The following is a 19,777-nucleotide window of genomic DNA, read 5'->3' on the forward strand; positions in this document are numbered from 1 at the left end:
CGCAGAAAACATGACAGGCCCTGTCGCGATACGGCGGTCGACTGGGCCAGTCCAGAAAGATCGACGACTCGAGGAGTGCTCCGTGCCCGCACCGAACCTGTTCCTGATCGGCGTCCGTGACGCCGAGGCCGCCACCGACTTCTACTCCGATCTGCTCGAGATCGCTCCGTCCTTCGTCAGCCCTCGCTACGTGGCGTTCGACGTCGCCCCCGGCGTGCTGTTCGCGCTGTGGACCGGCTACGGCGATCGCGTCGACCCGGACGTCCCGCGGACGAGCGAGGTCGGGCTCATGGTGCCGGGCCCGCCCGAGACGATCGACGAGCTCTACACGACCTGGGCAGCGAAGGGGGTCCGGGTCATCGAGGAACCGCACGACGCCGTCTTCGGACGCACCTTCGTCATCGCGGATCCAGACGGTAATTACCTCAGGGTCTCCCCCGTCGACTGACCTGCGCCGACGAGCGAGCCGGCCGCCGGCAGCTCCTCGACCACCGCGCCGTCGACCAGCATCTCGGCGCCGGGGATCTGCGCATCGCGCGAGGTGGTGATCTCCCAGGCGCGGTCGAGCAGGGCGCCGAGCAGACGGGGGAAGCGGGCGGCGAGGCCCTCGGCCCCGTCCTCGGCCAGCGTCTCCCGCAGCGCGACCGCGCCGACCGCGGCCATGGTCATGCCCTGGCCGTACAGCGGGGTGAACATCGCGGCGGAGTCGCCGATGTGGACGAGGCCTGCGGGACCGTCGGTCGTCTCCTCCCAGAGCTGGCGGTGGGCGCCCGCGGCCTTGGCGACGGACGGCTCCCCCACCGGCTCCGCACCCTCGAGGGCGCTGTCCAGGGCGTCGGCGGTCTCCCGCTCAGGCAGCAGCGCGACCATGTCCAGCAGGCCCTCGAGATCGGTGGGCGGCTGGTGGCGGGCGGTGCCGGCGATGGAGAGGATGTGCTCGTCGGCCCCGCACGGTTCGAGGTCGATCGTGAAGGGGCTGTTGCCGGTCGCCGGCTGCCCGAGAGACTCGGTGCCCTCGGGAAGGGCGCCCTCGCGCAGGCGCAGGCGCTGCGAGGTGTAGGCGACGTGGACGCGGGTGCCGAGGGTGCGCGGGCGCTCGAACCCGAGGCCCTCGACCCAGGTGGCGGCGCGGCTGCTGCGCCCGGCCGCATCGACGACGAGGTCGCCGCGCAGCTCGTCGACCTCTCCGCCGCGGAGCTGCACGCCGGTCACGGTGCGCTTGTCGTCGCTGGTCAGGAGTCCGCCGACGGCGCCCTGGACCGCCTCGACGCCGGGCAGGGCGAGCACGCGGCGGCGCACCACGCCCTCGAGGACGGGGCGGGTGAGCCACAGGGTGCCGGGCTCGTCGATGCCCGGGGCGTCGTGCTCGTCGGTCCCGAGCGGGCCGTCGGCCGCGGCGGGGGCACCCTCGTTCGGCGTCGCCTCGTCGGGCACGGGGTCCGCCTCGCGGGCGGCCCGCGGGACGGCGCCGGCGGCGAGGAGCTCCTCGCGCAGGCCCGGCAGGAGCTCCTCCATCCGCGCCTCGCCGAGGGCGAGCAGGCGGTGGACGGTCCCGCCCTGGGGCACGCCGCGGCGTGGGGCGAAGGCGTCGGGCCCGTCGACGGGCAGCGGGTCGCGGTCGATGATCGTGACGCGGGCGCTGTGCGGGGCGAGGGCCGCGGCGGCGAGCAGTCCGGCCATGCTCCCGCCCATCACGATCGAGTGCTCGAGAGTCGTCATGGGCTGCCTCCTGCGGGACGGGGCCGCCGCGTGCCGGCGACCGTCCCTCCATCCCAGGCCAGGTGAGCGCGGGGAGGCAAACCCGTGTGACCTATGCGGCGTCCCCGCTGGACACCGCCGCTCAGGTGCCGGCGATGCCGGTGGTGGCGATGCCCTTGATGATCTGGCGCTGGAAGAACATGAACACCACGATCAGCGGCAGCGCGGCGAGCATCGCCTGGGCCATGTTCTGCGCGTACTGGATGCCGTAGGCGCTGATCACGGTCTGCAGGCCCGTCGGCAGCGTCATCAGGTTCGAGTCGTTGACGACGATGAAGGACCACAGGAAGTTGTTCCAGGCGCCGATGAACACGAAGATCGCGACCGCGCCGAGGATCGGGCGGGACAGCGGCAGCACGATCGACCAGAAGATCCGCAGCCGGCTCGCGCCGTCCATCAGCGCAGCCTCCTCCAGCTCGAAGGGGATCTGGTCGAAGAACTTCTTGAGGATGAACACCATCGGGGCCGCGACCACCCGCGGCAGGATGATCCCCCAGTAGGTGTCCACCAGGTTCAGCGAGAGCATCAGGCGGAACAGCGGCACGATGGGGATCTGACCGGGGATGATGATCGGGGTGCCCCGCGGGTGAAGCCGTTCTCCGGCACGACCGGCCGTTCGTCGGCGTGGACGCCGGGCCGACAGCGGCCCCGCGTCCGTTTCGTCCGATGCCCTCCATGACATCGGTCACCAGGATGATAACGTTCACATCGAGTCGAGTGTCAACCGACACCCGGCCGCGCCGCGGGTCACGATGTCGCAACGCCGCCGATCGCACCCCGCGCCGCACCCTGCCGGGAGCTCCCGCCACCACTGCCCGCCGAGCTCGGACCGGGAGATCCGTGCAGGTCATCGCCCTGTAGAGTGCCGCTCCACCGACCGTCCGCGAGGAGGACGCCATGAGTCCAGCGACGCGCCGCCCGTCGATGGCCGACGTCGCAGGCCGCGCCGGGGTCTCGTACCAGACGGTCTCCCGCGTGCTCAATCAGCCCGGCATCGTCCGCCCCGAGACCCGGGAGCGGGTGCTCGCGGCGATCGCCGAGACCGGCTACACCCCGAACCGTGCGGCCCGCGCCCTGAAGACCACCCGCTCCTCGCAGATCGGCCTGCTCACCGACGGCTCCTCGCTGTTCGGCCCCTCCGAGACGGTCACCGCGATCGAGACCGCGGCCCGCGAGGCGGGCTACTCGGTGCTGCTGACGACGGTCCGCCCCGGGGACCCTGCGGGGGCGACGCCCGGCGCCGAGCTGATCGGCTCGGGCGTCGACGGGATCCTCGTGGTCGCGGCGCACGAGGGGATGCAGCCGGTGGTCGCGGCAGCGGCCTCCACGATCCCCGTCCTCGCCGTCTCCGCACAGCCTCCTGCGACCGCATCCACCCAGGTCGTGGGCGTGGACCAGCGCCTCGGCTCGCATGCGGTGGTCGAACACCTCGCACGCACGGGCGTGCGCTCGGTCGCCCACCTGGCCGGCCCGACGGACTGGTACGACGCCCGCGCCCGCCTCGACGGCTTCCATGAGGCGACCGCGGAGCTGGGCCTGGAGGGGACGACGACCGCGCCCGGTGACTGGACGCCGAGGTCCGGGTACGAGCTGACGCGCGGCCTGCTCGCGGGCGGCGTGCCGGAGGCGATCTTCGCGGCGAACGACATGATGGCGATCGGGGCGCTGCACGCGCTGCACGAGCACGGAGCGCGCGTGCCGGTGGACGTCGCCGTGGCGGGCTTCGACGACACCGTCGGCGCGGAGTACCTGCTCCCCTCGCTGACCACGGTCTCCCAGCCCTTCGCGGAGCTGGGGCGGCTCGCGTTGCACCGGCTGCTGGAGCTGCTGGAGGATCCGGAGGATCCCGGCCCTCCCCCGCCGCCGCTCTCGCCGCGCCTGGTGGTGCGCCGCTCGACCCGTCCCGAACGGACCCACTGAGCGCCGCGCGCGGAGGCGGACACCCCGATGTGAACGTTGACAGAGCGGGTGGTCACCTGGTTCAGTGACTCCATGACGCACGCCGACGTGTCCCCCGCCCAGTCCCCCTCCCCCGCGCCCGGAGGGGACGACGCCGCGGCCCTGATCGCCGCCGGCGGCGCCCACCTAGGGATCGAGCTGGGCTCCACCCGCATCAAGGCCGCCCTGGTCGACGGCACGGGCGCGGTGCTCGCCACAGGTTCCCACGCCTGGGAGAACGAGCTGGTGGGCGAGATCTGGACCTACTCGCTGGACGCGGTGTGGGCAGGGATCCGCGACTGCTACGCCGACCTTGCCCGCGATGTGCGCGCGCAGCACGGCACGGAGCTCACGGCCCTCGGCGGCCTGGGCATCTCCGCGATGATGCACGGCTATCTCGCCCTCGACGCCGACGGCGAGCAGCTCGCCGAGTTCCGCACCTGGCGCAACACCTTCACCACGGAGGCCGCGGCCCTGCTCAGCGAGACGCTCGCGCAGAACATCCCGCTGCGCTGGAGCATCTCCCACCTCCTGCACGCCGTGCAGCAGGGCGAGGAGCACGTGGAGCGCCTCGACTTCCTCACCACCCTCGCCGGCTACGTGCACTGGAGGCTCACCGGGAGGAAGGTGCTCGGCGTCGGCGACGCCAGCGGCATGTTCCCGATCGGCTCCTCGGGCGACGCCTTCGACGCCGAGCTGCTCGAGCGCACCTCCGCGCTCGAGCCGATCGCGGCGATGCCCTGGTCGCTGCCGGACCTGCTGCCCGAGGTGCTCGTCGCCGGGCAGGACGCCGGGCACCTGACCGCCGAGGGCGCGGCCCTGCTGGACCCGACGGGGATGCTGCAGCCCGGGGCGATCACCGCCCCGCCCGAGGGCGACGCCGGCACCGGCATGGTCGCCACCCAGGCCGTCGAGCCCCGCACCGGCAACGTCTCGGCCGGCACCAGCGCCTTCGCGATGGTCGTCCTCGAGGGGCCGCTGTCCGGGCCGCGCGAGGAGATCGACCTGGTCACCACGCCGTCGGGCCACCCGGTCGCGATGATCCACACGAACAACTGCACCACCGACCTCGACGCCTGGCTGGGCCTGTTCTCGCAGTTCGCGGAGCTCATCGGCGCACCGCAGTCCGCCGAGGACCTCTACGGGGCACTGTTCTCCGCAGGGGCCGACGGGGACGCCGACGCCGGCGGCGTGCTGACCTACAACTACATCTCCGGTGAGCACCAGACCGGCGTCGCCTCCGGCCGCCCGCTGCTGGTGCGCGAGCAGTCCGCCCGCTTCACGCTCGAGAACTTCATGCGCGCCCAGCTCTACGGCGCCTTCGGAGCCCTCGCCGTGGGAATGGACGCGCTGCTGAAGGACGAGGGCGTCCGACTGGACGTCATGTACGCCCACGGCGGCATCTTCCGCACCCGGGGCGTCGCCCAGCAGGTGCTCGCCGACGCGCTCGGCGTGCCGGTCGCGCTCGGCGAGTCGGCCGGCGAGGGCGGCGCCTGGGGCATGGCGCTGCTCGCCGCGCACACCGCCCGCACCGCCGCGGCCGACGGAGCCGCCAGCGGAGTGGCTGACGGATCGGGTGCCACCGCCGTGGGTGGCGCGCAGTCCCTCAGCGCCTATCTCGACGAGATCGTCTTCGCCGGCCAGGACATCACCACCCGCTCCCCCGACACCGCCGGCCGCGAGGGCCACACGACCTGGCTGGGCGCCTACCGCGACGGGCTTCCGCTCGCCCGCCGGGCCGGGGACCTGCTCCACTGATCCGACGACCGACGCGGCGCAGGAGCAGCCCGTCGGCCGACCGCTCGCGCGACCGTCACGACCGCCTCACCATCCCAGCAGATCGGCCCGTCGGGACGCCTCCGACCTCGCCCGCCGACTGGGCGGAATCGCCCTCGGCTCCATCTGTGAACGTTGACAGCACTGCAGACCCCGCACCGGAAGGAAGTCCCATGACCCTGGTCCTGACCGACCTGCCCGACGCCGCCCAGCGCGCCGTCGCCGCGACGCGCGAGCGCGTCGCCGCCCTGCACGCCGAGCTGCCCCGCAACCAGCTGGTGGTGTGGACCGCCGGGAACGTCTCCGAGCGCGTCCCGGACCTGCCGGAGGACATCCCCGGCCTGTTCGTCATCAAGCCCTCCGGCGTCTCCTACGACGGGCTGACCCCCGAGACGATGGTGGTGTGCACCCTCGACGGCGCGAAGATCGTCGACGGCACCCCCGATGCGCTCTCCCCCTCCTCGGACACGGCCGCCCACGCCTACGTCTACGAGCACATGGACCACGTGGGTGGGGTGGTGCACACCCACTCCACATACGCGACCGCGTGGGCGGCGCGCGGGGAGGAGATCCCCTGCGTGCTGACGATGATGGCCGACGAGTTCGGCGGCCCGATCCCCGTGGGCCCCTTCGCCGTGATCGGCGACGACTCGATCGGCCGCGGCATCGTCGAGACGCTGCGCGGCTCCCGCTCCCCCGCCGTGCTCATGCAGAACCACGGCCCCTTCACCCTCGGCAAGGACGCCCGCGCCGCGGTGAAGGCCGCCGTGATGTGCGAGGAGGTGGCACGCACCGTGCACGTCTCCCGCCAGCTCGGCGACCCGCTGCCCATCGAGCAGTCCCTCGTCGACTCCCTCTTCGACCGCTACCAGAACGTCTACGGCCAGCGCTGACGCCGGCCCACCCGGCGCACGCCCCGACGCCTGCGCCACCTGCTCCCACCGCCCCGCCGACGACCTGCCGCACCGATCCCACTCAGAGACGAGGACACGCCATGCACAACCCCTTCGAGACCCGCGAGATCTGGTTCCTCACCGGCAGCCAGGGGCTGTACGGGCCCGAGACCCTCGACCAGGTCGCCGCCCAGTCCCGCACCATCGCCGAGACCCTCGACGCCGCCTCCGACATCCCGGTGCGGATCGTGTGGAAGCCCGTGCTCACCGACCGCGACGCGATCCGCGAGGTGGCGCTGGCCGCGAACGCGGACCCGGCCTGCGCCGGCGTCATCACCTGGATGCACACCTTCTCCCCGGCGAAGATGTGGATCCAGGGCCTCGATGCGCTGGCCACCCCGCTGCTGCACCTGCACACGCAGGCGAACGTGGAGCTGCCCTGGTCCACGATCGACATGGACTTCATGAACCTCAACCAGGCCGCGCACGGCGACCGCGAGTTCGGGTACATCGCCACGCGGCTCGGCGTGGACCGCAAGACCGTGGTCGGCCATGCCTCGGACGAGGTGGTGCAGGGCAAGATCGGCCGCTGGGCCCGGGCCGCGACCGGCTGGGCCGAGATGCACTCCCTGAAGCTCGCCCGCTTCGGCGACAACATGCGCGGCGTCGCCGTCACCGAGGGCGACAAGACCGAGGCCGAGCTGCGGCTCGGCGTCTCCGTGAACACCTGGGGCGTCAACGACCTCGTCGCAGTGGTAGATGCGGTGGACGACCGAGATGTCGACGAGCTCGTCGCCGAGTACGAGGAGCTCTACGACGTGGTGCCCGAGCTGCGCCGCGGCGGCGAGCGCCACGAGTCGCTGCGCTACGGCGCCCGGCAGGAGCTGGGCCTGCGCCGCTTCCTCGAGGACGGCGGCTTCGGCGCGTTCACCACGAACTTCGAGGACCTCGGCGGGCTGCGCCAGCTGCCGGGCCTGGCCGTCCAGCGCCTGATGGCCGACGGCTACGGCTTCGGCGCCGAGGGTGACTGGAAGACCGCGATCCTGGTGCGGGTCGCCGCGGTGATGGGCTACGGACTGCCCGGCGGCGCCTCCCTGATGGAGGACTACACCTACGAGATGACGCCGGGCAGCGAGAAGATCCTCGGCGCGCACATGCTCGAGGTCTCCCCCACCCTCACCACCGGCAGGCCCTCGCTCGAGATCCACCCGCTGGGGATCGGGGACCGCGAGGACCCGGTGCGCCTGAAGTTCACGGCCGACGCGGGCCCCGCGGTGGTCGTGGCGCTGTCCGACATGCGCGAGCGGTTCCGCCTGGTCGCGAACGTCGTCGAGGTGGTCGAGCCCGACGAGGAGCTGCCGAAGCTGCCGGTCGCCTGCGCCGTGTGGGAGCCGCAGCCGGACTTCGCCACCTCCGCCGAGTGCTGGCTGACCGCCGGCGCCGCCCACCACACCGTGATGACCACGGCGGTGGGCCTGGAGGTGTGGGAGGACCTCGCCACGATCGCGGACATCGAGCTCGCGATCATCGACGAGTCCACGACCGTTCGCTCCTTCGCCCAGGAGCTGCGCACCAACCAGGTCTTCCACCGCCTCGCCCAGGGGTTCTGAGCGGCCCGGCCGACGGGACGGGGTGGGGCGGCCGACGGGACGGGCGACCCGTTCCGTCGGCCGCGCGGGCCCGGGTGACGAACCCCGTCCGCCGGTGGTCGACAGCTTTTGCTGCCGCCAGGACTCATGCGGGCCCCCACATGGGTCCTGGCGGTACATTTCCTGCGATACCCGGCCCGACGCGCGCGCCGGCCGCGCCGCGCACAGCCCTGGCCCGTGCCCCGTCCGGCACCCCGTGACCACGTCCCCCGGCCCCGACCCTCGACCCTCGACCCTCGACCCTCGACCCTCGGAGCGATGATGCCCACCTCGAGCACCCCCGACCCCGTCCTCCACGCCCCCGGGCTCAGCTGGTCGGGCACCGTGGACTACGGACCCGGGCCGCTGCACGCGCCGACCTCGGTCGCCGCGCTGCAGGAGCTCGTCGCCGGCAGCACGAGGCTGCGGGCGCTCGGCACCCGACACTCCTTCTCCGAGGTCGCCGCGTCGGACGGTCCGCTGGTGACGCTCACGGCGATGCCGCCGGAGATCGAGATCGACACCGAGGCGAGCACCGTCCGCGTCGGCGCCGGGGTGCGCTACGGCGAGCTCGCCGTCGCCGCCCATGCGACCGGGCTGGCACTGCCGAACATGGGCTCGCTGCCGCACATCTCGGTGGGCGGGGCGAGCGCGACCGGCACCCATGGCTCCGGGAACCGCTCGCGCTCGCTGACCTCCTCGGTGCGGGAGATCGAGCTGGTCACGGCGGGCGGGGATCTACTGACGCTCTCGCGCGAGGCCGATCCGGAGGTGTTCGACGGCGTCGTGCTCTCCCTCGGCACGCTCGGGATCGTCACGCACCTGACCCTCGACCTGGTGCCGGCCGCGCCGATGCGGCAGACGGTCCACCTCGACTTCCCCGCCGAGCGGATGGACGAGGGCAGCCTCGCGGCGATGCTCGGGGCGGGCGCGAGCGTGAGCCTGTTCCACCGCTGGGACGGCCACATCGCCCAGGCCTGGGTGAAGCAGCGCCTGAGTGAGGACACTGACGAGGACACCGCGCTTCCCGAGCACTGGCTCGGCGGCCGACGGGCGCCTGGTCCCGTGCACCCGCTGCCGGGGATGCCCGCCGACTTCTGCACCGACCAGACCGGGGAGCCGGGTCCGGCCCACGAGCGTCTGCCGCACTTCCGGCTCGAGTTCACCCCGTCCAGCGGCGAGGAGATCCAGTCGGAGTACTTCGTGCCGCGCGAGCGGATCGGCGAGGCGCTCGCGGCGGTGATGCCGCTCGGGGAGCGGATCCGTCCGCTACTGCACGCCTCCGAGGTGCGGACCGTCGCGGCCGACGAGCTGTGGCTCTCCCCTGCCCAGCACCGGGACAGCGCCTGCGTGCACTTCACCTGGAAGCAGCGGCCCGCCGAGGTCGCGGCGCTGCTGCCCGAGGTCGAGGAGCGCCTCGCCCCTTTCGCGCCTCGGCCGCACTGGGGGAAGGTGTTCACGCTGGACCCGGAGGTGGTGCAGGCGCAGTACCCGGATCTGGAGCGCTTCCGGGCGCTGCGGGACCGGCTCGATCCCGAGCGCGTGTTCCGCAACGAGTACGTGGACCGGCTGCTCGGGGCGTGAGCGGCAGAGGTCAGCGGATCCTGCGGGACCGGAGAAGGGCCAGGCCCCCTCCGAGGAGGGCCAGGGCTCCCGCTGCGAGAGCGACGACGCCGAAGACGACGCTTCGCGCGATCACCAGGGCCCCGAGCTCCACATCGCCGATGAGCAGCCAGATGCCCAGCACGGCCATCACGACTCCCAGCAGAATCGCCGACGAAGAGACATAGGCGGGACTGCTCCGCGATTCAGGCCCGGCTGCCATGCGTCACCCTCTCCCGGACAGGCTCTTGTTCGAGGAGATCCTCTCGGATCGCACGGGCCCGGCCGCTCCGAGCCCGGTCCGACCCGACCTGATCAACGCTCCGTCCCGTCGGCCATCCCCCGCGCCTCGAGCGCGGTGCGGGCCGGGTAGATCATCCCGGCCGCACGGGCGACGGCGACGGCGTGGGCGAGATGGAGCTCCTCGAAGATCAGCGCGTCGAGCAGCAGGCGCTCGTCGACCGCGCTGCCCGCGGCGACCAGGCGACGCACCGCCTCGGGGTCGACCAGCTGCTCCTCACGAGGATCGTCCTCGCGCAGATGGTCCAGGGCGGCGACGTTCACGGCCTCCTCGACCGCCTCGCTCTGGACCGCCTCGGTGAAGGGCTGCAGCAGCGGGATCTGCGAAGCGCCGTCGTCCACGGGGTGCTCGATGCTCCACCAGGCGCCGTCCTCCCACCAGAGCACGAAGCCCAGCCAGTCCTCGCCCTGGCCGTCGTCCCGGGTGCGGGCCGCGTCCGCCACCCAGTCCGGCAGGCCCGTCAGGAGGTCGACGGCGTCCGCGGTGACGGTGCGGGAGTAGTCGCGGTCCACGCCGAGCACGACGGCGCGGTCGCCGGCCAGCAGGACCACCTGCAGCCAGCTGCCGCCGCCGTCCTGCCACAGCATCCCGTGGCGCTCCACCTTCGAGCGCGCGGACGGGCCGAACAGCGCCGCGTCGACCATCAGGTCGAACCTGGCATGGGCCAGCAGGTCGGGAAGCGGGCAGAGGTCTCGACGGATCGCGTCGCTCATGGCCGCATCCTAGGGCGCACCCGCGTCACGCCACCGGGTTCGCCCGCCTCGCGACACGGACGCCCTCTGGCCTCTCCCCCGCCTATGGGTTAGCGTTTTCCCACCCTGGTTGGCACGTTTCACCCTCACGACCCGGCAACGACGCTCATCCTCGGAGGCCCCATGTTCACCCGACGCCAGACCCTCGCCCTCCTCGCCGCCGCCGGCGCGATCCCCGTCCTCGCCTCCTGCGGCCCGAACGCCTCCTCCGGCGGAGGCGGCGAGGGCGAGGACTCGGGCACGGTGCGCATCTACTGGTGGGGCGGCGATCTGCGCCAGACCATGACCGAGGAGGCGCTGGAGCTGTTCGGCGCGCAGAACGCGGAGATCACGGTCGAGCCCGAGTACAGCGAGTGGACCGGCTACTGGGACAAGCTCGCCCCCCAGACTGCGGGCGGCGACATGCCGGACCTGCTGCAGATGGACGAGGCGTACATCGACTCGTACGGGTCGCGCGGGTCCTTGCTGGACCTCGAGAGCCTCGGCGAGGCGCTGGACCTCTCGGCCATGGACGCGAAGGTGCTGGACACCGGCCGTCTCGCCGACGGCACCCTGGTCGGTGCGCCGCTCGGCATCGGAATCTTCTCCGTCGGTGTGAACCTCGACCTGCTCGAGGCCTCCGGCCAGGAGCTGCCCGACGACACCACCTGAACCTGGGAGGAGCTGCGCGAGACCGCCGCGGCGATCAGCGAGTGGGGCGCCGACCAGGGCGTGACCGGGCTGGACGTCTTCGGCCAGGGCGCGGCCGAGCTCGGCGCCTGGGCCCGCCAGTCCGGGCAGCAGCTCTTCCCCCGGGAGGACGAGACCGCGGTGGACGCAGAGACCATCACCTCCTTCCTCGAGTACGCGAAGTCGCTGATCGACGAGGGCGCCACGCCCGGTGTCGACGCGCAGATCGAGGACGTGGGCGCCGGGGTCGAGCAGGGCCTGTTCGGCACCGGGAAGTCCGTCTTTCACCTCCAATTCCACACCCAGGTGCAGACCTTCGCGAGCGCCTCCGGGGCGGCGATGACGCTGCTGCGGCTGCCGGCCCGGACCAGCGGCGACCACCAGATGGTGAACAAGGCGTCGATGTACTGGTCGATCGCGGCGACCTCCGCCGCCCCCGAGAGCGCCGGGATCCTGATGGACTTCCTGCTCACCGATCCGGAGGCCGCGAAGGCGCTGCGGCTGGAGCGGGGCGTGACGGCCTTCCCCGAGGTGCAGAGCGCGATCGAGGACGAGCTCGACGAGATCGAGCGAATCTGCCTGGACTTCGCCCGCGACCTGCAAGCGGAGGTCTCCCCCGCGCCGCGGGTCACCCCTGCGGACGCCGTCGGCTTCGGCGAGGAGTTCACCCGGATCAGCCAGGAGTTCTACTTCGGGTCGAAGGACGCGCAGGCGACGGCGCAGGAGCTCCTCACGGTGCTGGAGGGCATGCAGCCGGCGGAGTGAGCATCGGCCGACGGGCGGGTCGACGGGCGAGCGCTCCCCGGGGCCGCCCGTCGGCCGCGCCGCCCCGTCGGTCGGCCCGCGCGTCGGGCCCGCGCGCAACCCCCGAGAGCCGGCCCTCCCTCCGGGCCCGAGGCCCTCGGGGCTCGCCCCTGCGGAGAGCCGCCCTGGCTCACAGCGGCGCGTAGCGCGAGCGCAGCACGGCGTAGACGCCGTAGAGCATCACCCCGATGCCGACGACGACCAGCAGCACCGCCCCCGCGGGCAGCGAGGCCACGGTCTGGAACGCGCCGTCCAGGCCGGTCGCCTTCTCGGGGTCCGAGCCGATCGCGGCCCAGCCGAACAGGATCCCGACGACGATCAGCGCGACGCCCTTGGCGATGTAGCCGATCACGCCGGTGACGATCACGACCATGCTGATCCGCTGGTCGCCGGGCGGGCGGAGATCGTCCTCGAAGCCCCGGCCCGCTCCCTTGACCACGTGGTATCCCCCGATCGCGAGGACGACGAGACCGATCAGGATCACCGCCCCGCGACCTGCCGCGCTGCCGAGCAGACCCGCGGTGAGCTCGGAGGTCTGCTGGCCGGAGTCGCTGCCGCCGCCGGCGGCGAAGCGCAGCGCGGTCACCCCGAGCGCGCCGTACACCCCGGCCTTGCCGAGCGTCTTCACGACATGGGTGAGGCGCCGGCGGCCGTCGTCGGCCCATCTCGCACCGAAGTACGCCTCGGCGAGATGCCAGACGGTCAGGGCGAGCATCGCCAGGCCACCGATCCACAGCAGCACGTTCCCGCCGGGAGCGGCGGCGACGGTGCGCAGCGCCCCGGACTGGTCGGCGTCCTGCCCTGAGCCGCCGAGGGCGACGCGCAGCGCGAACCAGCCGATGAGCACGTGCACCAGGCCGCTCATCACGAAGCCGCCGCGGGCGATGCCCTCGAAGACGGGATGCTCGGTCACGGTCTCGGCGGTGCGCTCGGCCGACTCGGCGCCGTCGCGGGCGGCGCGCCCGGCGTCCTCCAGGGGGTTCATGGCGGAACTGTACGTCCGCTCGGCCCGGTCCGCTCGCTGTCCGCCCGGACAGTCTGCCCGCGCCCCGACGGGACCGTCCTCCGCCCCTCCCGGGCGGACGGGCCTGCGGAGCGCACCGTCTTGAGCGCCGCGCGGCCCTCGACGGGGCGACGATCAGCCGCAGCGACCCCGAGTCATGAAAGGTTTCATCACCTTCATGGGCAGCCACTCACCATGATCAGGGGTGGTCGATCACGCTGAAGTGGGGTGGATCACCGCTAGGAAAGCGCTTCATTCCATCCTCGTCAACAGGTCGATGCAAAGTTGCAGCATGCATCTGCAAGTCGGCTGGTGGGCGTGCGCCTCGTCTGTCGCCACGTGCCGTTCACCTGCCCTCCACCGTCCCCCGCTACGGTGCACGCGCCAGCCGATGCGCCAGGACGGGAGGCCCCTGTGGACGTCACGGCATGGGCGATCGCCCTGATGGAGTTCCTGGGCGGTCCCGGCACCGCGCTCGTGATCGCCTCCGAGGCACTGTTCCCTCCGATCCCCGGCGAGGTGCTGCTCCCCTTCGCCGGCGTCACCGCCGCGGCGAACGGCCAGCACGTGCTGGTGCCGATCTTCTGGACCACGCTCGGCTCCGTCCTCGGCGGGCTCGGCGTGTACGCGGTGGGGCGCGCGCTCGGGCTGCGGCGCACCACGGCGCTCGTGCGGCGCCTCCCGCTGCTTGAGGAGAAGGACGTGACCATGGCGATGCGGTTCTTCGAGCGCTGGGGCTTCCCCGCCGTGGCACTCGCGCGCTTCGTGCCGATGGTGCGCACCTTCATCTCGATCCCGGCAGGGATCGAGAAGATGCCCGTGTGGCTGTTCGCCCTGGCCACAGGGCTCGGCTCCGCGATCTGGAACGCGGTGTTCGTGGTCGCGGGCTACGCCTTCGGACAGGCCGGCGGCGAGGCGCTCGAGGACTTCGTGCGGATCTACTCCTCGATCGTGGCGGGGATCGGGATCCTCGCCCTGGTGGGACTGGCGACCCAGCGGATCCGCTCGCGGCGGGACCGTGCCGACGCGGAGTGACCTCCGGCGCCGATGGCGCCACGGCGACGGACTCGCGCTCTACGCTCGAGGAATGAGTCGCGCCGAGGACACCTCGCCCCGCTCCGGCCTCGCCGGTCCCGCGGCGGACGTCGGCCGCTGGTTCGCGACCGCGACCTCCCGCCCGCTGGACGGCCCGGGTCCGACCCGCGGCGGGCCGCGTCTGCCCGCCTGGGGGCCGATGGAGGGGGCGCGCTACGGCCTGCGCAGCCACGACCACGAGATCGACGAGGCGCTCGCGCTGCTGCGGGACCGGCCGGTCGCGGTGCTGAGCGGGGCGGGGATGTCCACGGGCTCGGGTCTGCCGGACTACCGGGGCCGCGATGCGGTGCCCCGCTCCCCCATGACCTACCAGGAGTTCATGGGGCACGACCTCGCAAGGCGCCGCTACTGGGCGCGCTCCACCGTCGGCTGGGAGCAGTTCCGCAGCGCCCGGCCCGGCCGTTCCCACCGACTGCTCGCGGCCCTGGACCCCGCCGCCTTCCCCGTCACCGCCGTGATCACCCAGAACGTGGACGGCCTGCATGCCGCCGCCGGCTCGGACCCCGTGATCGACCTGCACGGACGCCTGGACCGGGTGCGCTGCCAGCAGTGCGACGCGCTCTCCTCGCGCGCCGCCCTGCACGCCCGGATGCTCGCGATGAACCCCGAGCTCTCCGCCCGTCTGCCCGAGCTCGCGGCCGATGCCGCCCAGGCGCCCGACGGGGACGCCGAGGTCGACCGCACCAGCTCCTTCCGCTACCCGCCGTGCCCGCTGTGCGGCGGGATCCTCAAGCCCGACGTGGTCTTCTTCGGCGAGTCCGCCCGGCGGGAGGTGGTCGCCTCCGCCTTCGCCGCGCTCGAGCAGGCGCGCGCCCTGCTGGTGCTGGGCTCCTCGCTGACGGTGCAGTCGGGGCTGCGCTTCGTGCGCGCCGCTCGGAAGCAGGGCAAGCCGGTGGTGATCCTCAACGACGGCCCGACCCGCGCCGATCCCGACGCGACGGTGCGGGTGCACGGCCGACTCGAGGACGTGCTGGACCGGTGGTCGGCGGGCGCTGCTGGGAGGGGCGCCGGCTGAGACGAGCACCGACTGAGACGGCTGCTCCCGGCGCTCCCCGTCCCCGACAGCGCCCTTCCCGCAGTCAGCCCTCCGCCGCCCAGTCCGCATAGCCCCCCTCGAGGTGGCGCAGGTGCCCCTCGCGCCCGCTCCAGGCCGGTCGCAGGTGCTCCAGGGCCCGCGCCGAGCGCACCCCGCTCTGGCAGAACAGCACCACCTCGCCGCCGCCCGCACCGCCGGGCAGCGCCTCCGCACCGCGGTCCAGCACCTCCCCCAGCGGGATCGCGTGCGCACCCTCGATCGTGCCGGCCGCGGTCTCCCACGGCTCGCGCACGTCCACCAGCGTGAGCCCGCCGCCCAGGAGCCGGCGCAGCGCCGGGACGTCGAGGGTCTCCTCCGGCGTCGGTCCGCCGGTGAGGCAGGTCGGGTCCGCGGCGGCGGGCACCTCGACGCGGGTGGCCGGGGCCCGTTCGGGATCGCGCGCGATCCGGAGGGTCCGGGTGGTGCTGGTCGCCTCGTCCCACAGCATGAGCGTGCCCACCAGCGGGTCACCGGTCCCGGTGACCAGCTGCACCACCTGGGAGGCCATGACCGTGCCGATCAGGCCCGGCAGGGTGCCGATCACCCCGGCCTCCGCGCAGGAGGGCGCCTCCCTCGGTGCCGGGGGCTCGGGGAAGACGTCGCGGTAGTGCGGGCCGCGCCCGGGCCAGAACACGCTGACCTGGCCGTGGTGGCGCAGGATCGCGCCCCAGACCACGGGCACGCCGGTGATCTCGCTGGCGTCGGCGACCAGGTACCGGGTGGCGAAGTTGTCGGAGCCGTCCAGCACCAGGTCGTGGCCGCGCACCAGCTCGACGACGTTCGCGGCGTCCAGGCGGGTGCGGTGCGTCTCGACGGCGACCTCAGGGTTGATCCGGCGCACCGCGGCAGCGGCGGAGTCCACCTTGGGCGTGCCGAGGCCGTCGGTGCCGTGGATGACCTGGCGGTGGAGGTTGGAGAGGTCCACCGCGTCGTCGTCGACGATGCCGAGGGTGCCGATGCCGGCGCCCGCGAGGTACTGCAGGGCGGGGGTGCCCAGGCCTCCGGCGCCGACCACGAGCACGCGGGCGGCGCGCAGTCGGCGCTGGCCGAGGGTGCCGATCGCGGCGAGGGTGATCTGGCGGCGGTAGCGGTCGATCTGGTCGCCGGTCAACTCCGGGCCGGGGTCGACCAGCGCGGGGAGGGTCACCACGACTCGGCCTCCCGTCCGCCGCGCCCGGGATCCTCCCCGGCCCCCACAGGGTCGATCAGCCCGTCGTGGGCGGAGGAGGCCAGCGCGAGCCGGCGCCGCGGTATGCGCCCCGCCCCGGCGGCGGCGCGCCCGGCGCGCACCGCCAGGTCCATCGCCCGGGCCATCGCCTCGGGATCTCGCGCGCGGGTGACGGCGCTGGCCACGAGCACGGCGGAACAGCCCAGCTCCATGGCGAGAGCAGCGTCCGAGGCGGTGCCGATCCCGGCGTCGAGCACCACCGGCACCTGCGCGCGCTCGCAGATCAGCTCGATGTTGTGGGGGTTCAGGATCCCCAGGCCGGTGCCGATCGGGCTGCCCAACGGCATCACCGCCGCGGCGCCCGCGTCCTCGAGGCGGCGGGCGAGGGCGGGGTCGTCGCTCGTGTACGGGAGCACGGTGAAGCCGCGGCGCACCAGCTCCTCGGTGGCCTCGAGCAGCTCCACCCCGTCGGGCAGCAGCGTCTCCTCGTCGGCGATGACCTCGAGCTTGACCCAGTCGGTCTCGAGCGCCTCCCGGGCCAGCTCGGCGGTCAGCACCGCGTCCCGCACGCTGTAGCAGCCGGCGGTGTTCGGCAGCACCTCGATGCCCAGGCGGCGCACCAGCTCGAACACCGAGCTCCGGGTCCGGGTCGAGTAGCGCCGCATGGCGACGGTGGTCAGCGCGGTGCCGGAGGCGGTCAGCGCCGCCTCGAGGGCGGCGAGGTCCCGGGCGCCGCCGGTGCCCATGATCAGCCGGGAGCCGATCTCGCGCCCGGCGACGACGAGAGGGTCGTGCACCGGGACGGAGGCGCACCCGGCGGTGGACTGGTCAGAGGCGGCCGGGTCTGTGATGGTCTGGTCCGTGGCGCTCGGGTCCGCGATGGTCGGGTCCGTGGTGGTCACGCTCAGCCTCCCTGGACGGCGGTGACGATCTCGCAGCGTGCACCCTCGACGAGCGCGGTGGCGGCCCAGCGGCTGCGGGGCACGACGGCGTCGTCGACGGCGACCGCCACGCCGAGGGAGCCGCCGTCGGCCGCGCGGCCGTCCTCGCCGACCTCCCGGCCGATCTGGTCGGCGACCAGGTCGCGCACGGTCCAGTCGGCGGGGAGCGTGCGCTCCTCGGCGTTGACGGTGAGGGCAAGGGTGCTGGTCATCGTGTCTCCTCGAGATGGGGGGCGGAACGGTGGGCGGCGACGGGCGTGAAGCGGTCGGGGCGCACGGCGTGCAGCTGCGCGGCGGCGCGGGGGGTCGGCGGGATCCCCTCGACGAGATCGGCGGTGCGTTTCGCGGCCCAGGCGGCGAGCAGGATCCCGTGGCGGTGGTAGCCGGTGGAGACGATCACGTGCTCGGCGCCGGGGACCGGACCGAGCAGCGGGAGGTCGTCGGGCGTGCCGGGGCGATCGCGGGTGGTGACCTCGATCAACTCGGTCTCCCGCACGGCCGGCAGGATCTCCGCGGCGTCCTGGAGCAGCTGCAGCACGGCGCCCGCGGAGCTCCCCTCGAGATCGTCCTCCCGGCTGCTGGCACCGAGCACGAGGGTGCGGTCCTCGCGCGGTACGAGGTAGACGGGCCGTCCGCGCACGAGGGCCCGCACGGTGCGGTGCACGAGGTTCTCCTCACCCGGCAGCAGCAGCGAGGCGGGGACCCGCAGGCGCAGGATGTCGCCGCGCACCGGGCGCAGGGCCAGGTCCAGCTCGCGATGAGGGCCGTCGATCCCGGACACCCCCAACCCGGCAGCGAGGACGACGGCGTCGGCCTCGATCCCCGCGCAGTCGGCGACCGCCTCGCGACGGATCCGGACGGGCGGGCCGGGCAGGTCCGTCGCGGTGAGCGCCTCGAGCACCACGGCCGCCAGCCGACGCGGATCGACCTGGTGATCGCGGTCCAGGAGCACGCCGCCGGCGAGCCCTCGCCGCAGCGCCTGCTCCTCGCGGTGCAGGGCGGAGCCCGTCAGCTCCCGCACCCGGGCACCGGTGGTGCGCTGGACGTCCACAAGACCGCGAAGGTCCGCGAGGTCGGCGGCGTCCCGGCCCACCACCAGGGCGGAGGTGTCGCGGTAGCCGGCCCCGGAGAGGTGGGCGGCGAACTCGCGGTGCAGCTCCCCGGCCTCGCGCATGATGTCCCACAGCGGGCCCTGCCCGTGCTGGATCTCGGCGGCGGGAGCGAGCATCCCGGCGGCGGCATAGCTGGCGCCCTCGGCGATCCCCGGCGAGCGCAGCTCCACGCGGTGCCCGCGGCGTCGCAGCTCGTGCGCGGTGAGCAGGCCGACGATGCCCGCTCCGACGACGGCGACATGCTGCATGAGCGCTCTCCTCCTGACGACGGCATGATCCGCATCCAGTGCTGGTGGTCGGCGCCGAGCGCCCTCTCAGCCCGTCACGCCGGGCTCCCACGGAAGGTCTCGAGTCTATGCCGTCCGCTGCCCGTGGTGGGCGGGGGTCGGGGGCCGGGCTCAGATGCCGGTGAGAACCTCGACCGCGAGAGCGCGCACCTTGTCGGCATCCAGCGGGCGCGCCTGGAGCGGCGGATCCGGGGCGGTGGGGTCCTGGGCCTCCATGAGCAGCACCTCGTCCCCGCCCGCCGCGACGCTGACCTGCCGCACCGCCCCGTCGTCGGCGCGCACCTTGGTGAGCACCACGAGCGCCCGGGCGGCGGCGAGTCGCGCGGCGAGGGGGTGCCCGCCGGCGAGCTCGGATTCCCGCACCAGCACCTGGTCCTCCGGCGCGCCCGCGCCTCCTCCCCTGCCGGCCGCCCCCTCACGGTCCAGGACCACGGCGAGCCGGGCGGCGGCCTGCTCCTCGCGCAGCGGCGTGAAGCGGTGCAGGCCGGAGGGGGTGACCTCCTCCTCGAGCACCCCGTCGGGGTGGACGTAGTGGTGGAGGCGATGCACCTCGGGTCCGTGGTCGCTCTGCACGGTGCGCTCGGCGGTGGTGAAGGTCGGGGCGGTGCGGCGCAGCAGCAGGCAGCCGGCGATCGCGGGCTCGGCCTGCAGGCGCGGCCGCCCGGTCGCGGGGTCGATCACCTCATAGATGCGCTCCGCCGCGAGGAGGGCGCGCACCCCCGCCCGGGCGACGAGCTCCCGCTGCTCGCTCCGCTCGGCCGGAGCGTGTTCGGCGAGCCACGGCTCCGCCACGAACTGCGCGCGGCCGGTGCCGTCGAGCCCCGCGATCTGCTCGTCGGTGAGGGTGAGCAGCAGCCCGGGCTCGCCGTCACCGGCTCCGCGCAGCACCGCAGCGGCGGCCTCGACATCTTCCCTGATCAGCATGGCCGCGGTCGTCAGAAGGCGGGGTCATGGTCTCGACCCTATCGGCGGCAC

Annotated in this window: 19 protein-coding genes, 1 pseudogene and 1 riboswitch; of the genes and pseudogenes, 10 read left to right on the forward strand and 10 right to left on the reverse strand. The window is 73.6% G+C overall.

Annotated features, from left to right (window positions below; genetic code table 11):
* Positions 1 to 82 precede the first annotated feature (82 nt).
* On the forward strand, positions 83 to 448 hold the full coding sequence (locus tag DS079_RS13105) for a VOC family protein (protein ID WP_126988318.1): 366 nt from the start codon (positions 83 to 85) through the stop codon (positions 446 to 448).
* Here the strand turns inward: DS079_RS13105 and DS079_RS13110 are convergent.
* Entirely contained in the window at positions 421 to 1,719 is a 1,299-nt protein-coding gene (locus DS079_RS13110) for an FAD-dependent monooxygenase family protein (RefSeq protein ID WP_126988319.1), read from the reverse strand. The two genes, DS079_RS13105 and DS079_RS13110, sit on opposite strands and share 28 nt — an antisense overlap.
* 121 nt (positions 1,720 to 1,840) lie before the next feature.
* Positions 1,841 to 2,329: pseudogene (locus DS079_RS13115) on the reverse strand (carbohydrate ABC transporter permease); the annotation flags it as partial.
* A gap of 326 nt (positions 2,330 to 2,655) precedes the next feature.
* Here DS079_RS13115 and DS079_RS13120 point away from each other — a divergent pair.
* From DS079_RS13120 to DS079_RS13140, 5 genes are all read left to right on the forward strand, one after another.
* Positions 2,656 to 3,678, forward strand: a complete 1,023-nt coding sequence (locus tag DS079_RS13120; RefSeq protein WP_126988320.1) for a LacI family DNA-binding transcriptional regulator — start codon at positions 2,656 to 2,658, stop codon at positions 3,676 to 3,678.
* Between the two features lie 72 nt (positions 3,679 to 3,750).
* Complete coding sequence (locus DS079_RS13125) at positions 3,751 to 5,454, forward strand: xylulokinase (RefSeq protein WP_126988321.1); 1,704 nt, start codon at positions 3,751 to 3,753, stop codon at positions 5,452 to 5,454.
* 191 nt (positions 5,455 to 5,645) lie between these two features.
* Positions 5,646 to 6,365, forward strand: a complete 720-nt coding sequence (locus tag DS079_RS13130) for an L-ribulose-5-phosphate 4-epimerase (protein ID WP_126988322.1) — start codon at positions 5,646 to 5,648, stop codon at positions 6,363 to 6,365.
* Between the two features lie 101 nt (positions 6,366 to 6,466).
* Entirely contained in the window at positions 6,467 to 7,975 is a 1,509-nt protein-coding gene (gene araA / locus DS079_RS13135) for an L-arabinose isomerase (RefSeq protein WP_126988323.1), read from the forward strand.
* 300 nt (positions 7,976 to 8,275) lie between these two features.
* Complete coding sequence (locus DS079_RS13140) at positions 8,276 to 9,577, forward strand: D-arabinono-1,4-lactone oxidase (RefSeq protein WP_126988324.1); 1,302 nt, start codon at positions 8,276 to 8,278, stop codon at positions 9,575 to 9,577.
* Positions 9,578 to 9,587: 10 nt separating this feature from the next.
* Here the strand turns inward: DS079_RS13140 and DS079_RS17155 are convergent, their stop codons facing one another.
* Both DS079_RS17155 and DS079_RS13145 read right to left on the reverse strand, forming a co-directional pair.
* Entirely contained in the window at positions 9,588 to 9,746 is a 159-nt protein-coding gene (locus DS079_RS17155) for a hypothetical protein (RefSeq protein WP_164736256.1), read from the reverse strand.
* A 164-nt stretch (positions 9,747 to 9,910) separates the two neighbouring features.
* On the reverse strand, positions 9,911 to 10,609 hold the full coding sequence (locus DS079_RS13145; protein WP_126988325.1) for a hypothetical protein: 699 nt from the start codon (positions 10,607 to 10,609) through the stop codon (positions 9,911 to 9,913).
* Between the two features lie 162 nt (positions 10,610 to 10,771).
* On the opposite strand from DS079_RS13145, the gene DS079_RS17480 reads away from it, so the two are divergent.
* A complete protein-coding gene (locus tag DS079_RS17480) occupies positions 10,772 to 11,299 on the forward strand; it encodes an ABC transporter substrate-binding protein (protein WP_241237661.1) in 528 nt (175 codons plus the stop codon).
* Between the two features lie 60 nt (positions 11,300 to 11,359).
* Positions 11,360 to 12,082 carry a hypothetical protein gene (locus tag DS079_RS17485; RefSeq protein WP_241237662.1) on the forward strand — a complete coding sequence of 241 codons (723 nt, stop codon included), beginning with the start codon at positions 11,360 to 11,362 and terminating at the stop codon, positions 12,080 to 12,082.
* 169 nt (positions 12,083 to 12,251) lie between these two features.
* Here DS079_RS17485 and DS079_RS13155 read toward each other — a convergent pair whose 3' ends face one another.
* A complete protein-coding gene (locus DS079_RS13155; protein WP_126988326.1) occupies positions 12,252 to 13,106 on the reverse strand; it encodes a DUF1206 domain-containing protein in 855 nt (284 codons plus the stop codon).
* Positions 13,107 to 13,538: 432 nt separating this feature from the next.
* On the opposite strand from DS079_RS13155, the gene DS079_RS13160 reads away from it, so the two are divergent.
* Together DS079_RS13160 and DS079_RS13165 are read left to right on the forward strand one after the other, a co-directional pair.
* The gene (locus DS079_RS13160) at positions 13,539 to 14,159 is read left to right on the forward strand and encodes a DedA family protein (protein ID WP_126988327.1); all 621 of its coding nucleotides are present in this window, start codon (positions 13,539 to 13,541) and stop codon (positions 14,157 to 14,159) included.
* Between the two features lie 52 nt (positions 14,160 to 14,211).
* Positions 14,212 to 15,234: an NAD-dependent protein deacetylase gene (locus DS079_RS13165; RefSeq protein ID WP_126988328.1), complete on the forward strand. Its 1,023-nt coding sequence runs from the start codon at positions 14,212 to 14,214 to the stop codon at positions 15,232 to 15,234.
* A 64-nt stretch (positions 15,235 to 15,298) separates the two neighbouring features.
* Here DS079_RS13165 and moeB read toward each other — a convergent pair whose 3' ends face one another.
* From moeB to DS079_RS13190, 5 genes are all read right to left on the reverse strand, one after another.
* Positions 15,299 to 16,444, reverse strand: coding sequence for a molybdopterin-synthase adenylyltransferase MoeB (gene moeB / locus DS079_RS13170; RefSeq protein ID WP_126988329.1), 1,146 nt, complete (start codon positions 16,442 to 16,444; stop codon positions 15,299 to 15,301).
* Positions 16,438 to 17,208, reverse strand: a complete 771-nt coding sequence (locus DS079_RS13175) for a thiazole synthase (RefSeq protein ID WP_126988427.1) — start codon at positions 17,206 to 17,208, stop codon at positions 16,438 to 16,440. The genes moeB and DS079_RS13175 overlap by 7 nt, the downstream gene beginning before the upstream one ends.
* A gap of 158 nt (positions 17,209 to 17,366) precedes the next feature.
* Positions 17,367 to 17,615: a sulfur carrier protein ThiS gene (gene thiS / locus DS079_RS13180; protein ID WP_126988330.1), complete on the reverse strand. Its 249-nt coding sequence runs from the start codon at positions 17,613 to 17,615 to the stop codon at positions 17,367 to 17,369.
* On the reverse strand, positions 17,612 to 18,763 hold the full coding sequence (gene thiO, locus DS079_RS13185) for a glycine oxidase ThiO (protein WP_126988331.1): 1,152 nt from the start codon (positions 18,761 to 18,763) through the stop codon (positions 17,612 to 17,614). The genes thiS and thiO overlap by 4 nt, the downstream gene beginning before the upstream one ends.
* A riboswitch (TPP riboswitch) is annotated at positions 18,758 to 18,864 on the reverse strand. It overlaps the preceding gene by 6 nt.
* 49 nt (positions 18,865 to 18,913) lie before the next feature.
* Positions 18,914 to 19,726, reverse strand: a complete 813-nt coding sequence (locus tag DS079_RS13190; RefSeq protein ID WP_126988332.1) for a hypothetical protein — start codon at positions 19,724 to 19,726, stop codon at positions 18,914 to 18,916.
* Positions 19,727 to 19,777: the final 51 nt, after the last annotated feature.

This window comes from Brachybacterium paraconglomeratum (genome assembly GCF_003994255.1).
Classification (GTDB): domain Bacteria; phylum Actinomycetota; class Actinomycetes; order Actinomycetales; family Dermabacteraceae; genus Brachybacterium; species Brachybacterium conglomeratum.